This window comes from Rhizobium sp. 01T437 (assembly GCF_056398505.1).
Window position 1 is genome coordinate 1 of the sequence record NZ_JBFTPM010000053.1, and the last position, 5,476, is coordinate 5,476.

At 59.0% G+C, this 5,476-nt stretch carries 7 protein-coding genes; 4 read left to right on the forward strand and 3 right to left on the reverse strand.

Annotated features, from left to right (window positions below; all coding sequences use genetic code 11):
• Positions 1 to 219: helix-turn-helix domain-containing protein (locus tag AC1DM5_RS36360; RefSeq protein ID WP_477976914.1), on the forward strand; the 219-nt coding region annotated here is incomplete at its 5' end.
• A 99-nt stretch (positions 220 to 318) separates the two neighbouring features.
• Here AC1DM5_RS36360 and AC1DM5_RS36365 read toward each other — a convergent pair.
• A complete protein-coding gene (locus AC1DM5_RS36365; protein ID WP_477824364.1) occupies positions 319 to 750 on the reverse strand; it encodes a RidA family protein in 432 nt (143 codons plus the stop codon).
• Between the two features lie 102 nt (positions 751 to 852).
• Between AC1DM5_RS36365 and AC1DM5_RS36370 the strand changes: the two genes are divergently transcribed.
• The 3 genes from AC1DM5_RS36370 (at position 853) to trpS (ending at position 3,489) form a co-directional block, all read left to right on the forward strand.
• The gene (locus tag AC1DM5_RS36370; RefSeq protein ID WP_477824365.1) at positions 853 to 1,572 is read left to right on the forward strand and encodes a helix-turn-helix transcriptional regulator; all 720 of its coding nucleotides are present in this window, start codon (positions 853 to 855) and stop codon (positions 1,570 to 1,572) included.
• 243 nt (positions 1,573 to 1,815) lie between these two features.
• The gene (locus AC1DM5_RS36375) at positions 1,816 to 2,220 is read left to right on the forward strand and encodes a PAS domain-containing protein (RefSeq protein WP_477824366.1); all 405 of its coding nucleotides are present in this window, start codon (positions 1,816 to 1,818) and stop codon (positions 2,218 to 2,220) included.
• A 252-nt stretch (positions 2,221 to 2,472) separates the two neighbouring features.
• Positions 2,473 to 3,489: a tryptophan--tRNA ligase gene (gene trpS / locus AC1DM5_RS36380; protein ID WP_477824367.1), complete on the forward strand. Its 1,017-nt coding sequence runs from the start codon at positions 2,473 to 2,475 to the stop codon at positions 3,487 to 3,489.
• A gap of 105 nt (positions 3,490 to 3,594) precedes the next feature.
• On the opposite strand, the gene AC1DM5_RS36385 is transcribed toward trpS, so the two are convergent.
• Both AC1DM5_RS36385 and AC1DM5_RS36390 read right to left on the reverse strand, forming a co-directional pair.
• A complete protein-coding gene (locus tag AC1DM5_RS36385; protein ID WP_477824370.1) occupies positions 3,595 to 4,707 on the reverse strand; it encodes an alpha-hydroxy acid oxidase in 1,113 nt (370 codons plus the stop codon).
• 280 nt (positions 4,708 to 4,987) lie between these two features.
• On the reverse strand, positions 4,988 to 5,476 hold a 489-nt coding region (locus AC1DM5_RS36390; RefSeq protein ID WP_477976916.1), incomplete at its 5' end, for an NmrA family NAD(P)-binding protein.

The window sequence follows — 5,476 nt, forward strand, 5'->3', positions numbered from 1 at the left end:
AGCGAGCGATCCCTGAAGCGGCTGATGGTTCAGGAAACGGGGCTGACCTTTGGCCGGTGGCGGCGGCAGCTGCACCTGGTCATCGCGCTGCGCGAACTCGCCGGCGGCGCGACGGTCCAGAGGGTATCGAGCGACCTCGGCTACGAGTCYGTCACCGCCTTCATCGTGATGTTCAAGAAGGCGCTCGGGACGACACCGACGCGCTACTTCGCAGCGTGACCGGCGCCCCCACGCGCTGCCACTGATCAGACGGCCTGCCTCCAAAGGCGCGCAGCCGGCCAGCCATTATTCGCGCATCTACATGCCAGTGGCGGGCGCTCAATCCAGGAGAACCACTGCCTCAACCTCGAAGAGCATGGGGTCGATGGCGAGCTTCGGCACCGGAACCAGCGTCTGTGCCGGGAGCGTATCGCCGAACATCCGCGTTACATTCTCAGTCAATACGCCTAACTTCGACATATCGTGGTCGACCACGTAAACCGTCAGTTTCACGACCTGGTCCAGGCGGGCGCCAAGCGCTTCGAGCACGGCGGCGAGGTTCGTATAGGCCTGTCCCACCTGTGTGGCGAAGTCCGGTGAGAGAGCGCCGGTTTGGTCCTGCCCGCCTTGCCCCGAGATAAAGGCCAGCCGGCCGGCAGCAGGAGTGATGACCGCTGTGCTGTAGCCATTCGGTGTCGGGTCGTGCAGGTGGGAAGGGTTCACGATGATTGGCTTTGCAGCGGTCGTGCGTGTTTGATCTAGGGAGGTCATGATCTGTCTCCTTGTGGGGTTGCCATGACCTGCCTAGAGTGAATCGGTGCCAAATTTTGGCACCAAATATGCTAGAACCAGGAAAGGCTCTAGGGTGCGCAAATGAACATCCGCCTCAGACACGACGCCATCGTGCGCATCCTCCGGCGCAACGGAACCTCGACGGTCAATGATCTGGCGGAGGAAGTTGGCGCTTCCAGGCGAACGGTGCTGCGCGATATCGGAGCGCTGCGTGACCAAGGCTTCCTCATCCATTCCGAATCCGGCCGAGGTGGCGGGCTGCAGCTCGACCCGGAGTCGGTGCAGACCACCACTCGGCTCTCCGTGATTGAGGTGTTCGCGCTCCTGATCAGCGTAGCGGCCGTGCGCGCGGCCCGGTCCCTTCCTTTCTCCGATCTCGCCGATGCGGGGCTCGCGAAGATCGAAAGGGCACTTTCGGCAGACAAGGTGCGAGACCTGCGTCGGCTTCTGGACTGCCTGTATGTCGGGCAATTGTCGCCCAGGCAGGACGTTTCGGACATAGGTTCGATCGACTCCGGGCTGCTGCCGGCCTTCGAGACGAGTTTTCTCCAGCGGCTGCATCTTCGGTTCCGCTACCGTGACGCCAAGGGGATGGAAACACTGCGCGAGGTTGAACCGCAGGCCATGCTCATCCTGCCGCCACTTTGGTATCTCGTCGCCTGGGATGCCGCGCGTGCAGATTTCCGCCACTTTCGCATGGACCGGATCAGCAAGCCGGAGATTGTGGAGGGCACGCAGTTTCGTCGAAGGCACGTACCTTTCGAAGATGATGTTTGCCCTTTCAGCGAAATGGCACGCTAGGTATCAGCGAGGTCGAAACACACAATACGTGGAGCGCGAAGGACCTTTTGAGAGGTTCTAAGGGCGCAGAAAAATATTGTCATCCAGCAGGCCGATCCGTGCAGCCTCGGCGGCACGGGCATCATCTCAAGGTCGCCGACCTGAATGCGCCGGCGACCTGCGCCGTATTGCGGTCAATCCTACCTTGAAGTTGTCCGGCAAACCTTTAGTTTCTACTAAAACAGTCGCGGGAACATGCAGGCAATGACTGGGCAATCCGTTCACTCGGTCGAGATATTCGAGGAAGTAGCTTGCGATGCCGGGATCTATACCTGGGATATCGTCAGGAACCTCGTCTTCGCAGACAGCGCGCTCGCCGAGCTTTTCGGGCTCGACCCTGCCGCCACGGTCCGCGGCCTGCCGCTGGAAGACTATCTTGCGCGCGTCCATCCCGATGACCGGCCGCAACTGGCACAGAAGATCTCAGAGGTGCTCGTTGCCGATATCGCACAGCAGAATACCTACCGTGTCTGGGGCAGGGACGGGCGGTACCGGATGGTCGCCGCCTTCGGCCGGGCCTTTCGCGATCAGAGCGGATCACCCATCCTCTATTCCGGCATCGTCGTGCCGATGGCCGAGCGCGAGGATGGCGGATCGCTGGCGCATTAGGCGGCCTTTGCGGTCAATCCGCGCTTGACCTGCCCCAAGAGTTTTGCAGCGGCTCTTGCCGGAACAGGCCAAGTTGTGGCATCTGCAGGAGCCATGATCGACCTCGCCAACACCTGCCGTAATATCTGGTGGCGCCCCTTCTAGGAGCGGCAGTCGTCATCTTGAGCTTGACCCTTGCCGCCGTGACGCGGCAAGGCATGGACAAATCCCATCATTGTTCCGATCGCGGCGGCTCCCCTTACGGAGCACGTTATGTCCAATTCGGAAACTGAAAAGCCGATCATTCTTACAGGCGATCGCACCACCGGTCCTCTCCACCTCGGTCACTATGCCGGGTCACTGAAAAACCGAACTACATTGCAACACACGCACCGGCAGTTCCTGCTTCTTGCAGATACGCAAGCATTGACCGACAACGCACACGATCCGGACAAAGTGCGGCGCAACGTGCTTGAAGTTGCCTTCGATTATCTTGCAGTGGGAATAGACCCCAATCTGACGACGATCTGCGTTCAATCGGCCCTGCCTGCCTTGGCTGAACTAACGATGCTCTATATGAATTTCGTCACGGTCGCGCGGCTCGAACGGAATCCCACCATCAAGACGGAAATCCAGCTTCGGGGCTTCGATCGCGATGTCCCGGCAGGTTTTCTTTGCTATCCGGTATCTCAGGCCGCTGACATTACGGCGTTCAAGGCGTGTTTGGTTCCGGTTGGCGAGGACCAGGCGCCTCTTATCGAGCAGACCAACGAGATCGTCCGCCGCCTCAATCGCCAGATCGGCCACGATCTTTTGCCCGAGGCTGAGGCGATGATTTCGAAGGTCGGCCGCCTACCGGGTATCGACGGCAAGGCTAAGATGAGCAAATCCTTGGGCAATGCGATCCCCCTTTCGGCGTCCTCCGACGAAATACGGGCCGCCGTACGTCAAATGTACACCGATCCCAACCATCTTCGGGCTTCCGACCCTGGCATGGTCGAGGGCAATGTCGTGTTCACCTATCTCGACGCTTTTTGTGATGATCTCTTCGTTGTTGAAGATCTGAAGGTGCGTTACCGTCGAGGTGGCCTTGGCGACGTGGCGGTGAAACGCCAACTGGAAGAGGTTCTTCAGGCATTGATAGCTCCAATCCGGCAACGCCGAAAGGAGGTTGCCTCCGACCCTGCCTTTGTCCTGAACGTGCTGAAGGAAGGAACTCGGAAGGCGCGAGAGCCTACGGAGCGGACGCTTGAAGAGGTGAAGGCTGCCCTCGGACTGTTCGCCCTTTGAATTGTCGCAAATATCAGTCGCGAAACTTTGACTTTTGCAAGCGAGTTTTGCGACAGAATTTTCCCTGAAAATTCAGCGCCGGCGATTTTGTCGCGAAAGTTAGGGTCAGGACGTTCGCGACAGATCTATCAGCGGAAAAGCGCTCAAGGCGCTTGGTATGGCGACCGGGGCTGCCGGGTGCAGATACGATCGACCCAGTTCTCCAATGGTCGGGACGCCAAGCAGAGCCATCGAACGAAGCATTTCGTCTTCCAACAGCTCGAGCATGCGAATGATTGCCGCTTCGCCTCCCGCAGCGAGCGCATAGCACTGCATGCGGCCAAGACCGACCAAGTCAGCGCCTATCGCGAGGGCTTTGATGATATCCGATCCCCGACAGAAGCCTCCATCGACCATCACCCTTGCCCGGCCGGCTATGGCGTCGATAATTTCAGGCAAGGCATCAATTGTACCACGCCCATGATCGAGCTGGCGGCCACCGTGGTTCGAGACATAAATCCAATCCACTCCATGATCGACCGCAATACGAGCATCTTCGGCCGTAGCAATACCTTTGAGCACGAGCGCTATGTCGTAGGTGTCCTTGATCAACTTGACGGTTCGCCAATCAAGGGCGGCCTGGTGGGACTGAGTAGGCCGCTTTGCTAATCCGGCCGTGCGATAGCGGTTGGCAATGTCTCGATCGCGGCGAGCGAGAACGGCGCTATCGACAGTCAGGCAGATTGCGGCGCAGCCATGCGCAAGCGCACGCCCCACGTATTCATGCACGAAGCCATCGTCGCCTCTGACATAGAGCTGCGCCATTCGTAGTGCCGATGGAGCGGCCTCGGCGACAGTCTCAAGCGGCGTGCAGCCGGAGCTCAGCATGTGGCCTATCTCGAAAGCTTCAGCGGCTTTTGCAACGGTTGCGCCGCCACCATCGCCAAATAGGTTCAATGGGCCGGCAGGCGCGAAAAATATGGGCAATCGCAGTTTCCGGCCGAAGTGTTCGACCGAGAGGTCGACGGTGCTGACGTTGCGTAACACACGCGGTTTGAAAGCGATGGAATCGATGGCCAGACGGTTACGTTTGAGCGTCGTCTCCGTTTCCGCGCCTCCTGTGAGGCTATCCCACTTTTCTTTTGGCAGAAGCTGGTGCGCTTTTACGACGATCTCGTGCAAATTCTCGAATTCGTCAGAAATGGAGACAGCCCCTACAACTTCATCTCCTGCACTCATCGCGCCTCCTAGACGGTGGTTTTCGCAAAAGTCCTGATTAGAGCGATACTTGTTTTCCTGATTTCTGCGGCATCCCAGAGTAAGCCGTTTGGGAACAACCGCAATGACTGCTTGCCGCGCCAAGCGGTTGAGGCTTTCGTCGGTCTTCATGCCGCCCCTTGGAGCACCTTGCGTCCATTGGGACGCACGGTACCCGCATGTTCGTTTGCAAAGCGTCGCTCGATAGGCGGTTCGCCTGGCCAGGGAAACGTTACTGATGGGCCGATACTGGGCTTCCCAACTATTCCTTTGCGCTCCACATCTGAAATGTCTCGGGTTCGTGTTCGTGCGCAACCGCCTCCAGGTAACGCGGCTTCCAGACGTCTCTGATGAACGTTTCCATCGTGGTCGGCATCGGCGGGCGAACCTCGTTCTCGCCATGGAACCGCACCAGGCCATTGTTCAAGGCGTCGGCGGTCAGGGTGTCATCGTGCCATCTCTCTGGTGTCCCGAAGCGCTTCACAAATTCGGCTTCCACATCCTTGCGCGTTGTTTCGATGTAGCGGTACTCCACCGGCCGGCCGATCTCCCTGCCGATGATCGCGGCCAATTCATTCATCGAGATATCTTCCGAGCCGACTTCGCGGATCACCCGGTGCCTGCCCGTCGGATTGATCAGCTCCCTGGCCGCAAGCAATGCGATGTCATCTGTCGCCACCCAGGGCATCTTCAGATCGGGCTTACAGGACCAGGCGATCCGACCATATCTGGCGACTGGCGCCGTCCACGC

Coding starts and splice junctions, on each gene's coding strand:
- AC1DM5_RS36365 (WP_477824364.1), bottom strand. CDS start 750: ATGACCTCCCTAGATCAAACACGCACGACCGCTGCAAAGCCAATCATC.
- AC1DM5_RS36370 (WP_477824365.1), top strand. CDS start 853: ATGAACATCCGCCTCAGACACGACGCCATCGTGCGCATCCTCCGGCGC.
- AC1DM5_RS36375 (WP_477824366.1), top strand. CDS start 1,816: ATGACTGGGCAATCCGTTCACTCGGTCGAGATATTCGAGGAAGTAGCT.
- trpS (WP_477824367.1), top strand. CDS start 2,473: ATGTCCAATTCGGAAACTGAAAAGCCGATCATTCTTACAGGCGATCGC.
- AC1DM5_RS36385 (WP_477824370.1), bottom strand. CDS start 4,707: ATGAGTGCAGGAGATGAAGTTGTAGGGGCTGTCTCCATTTCTGACGAA.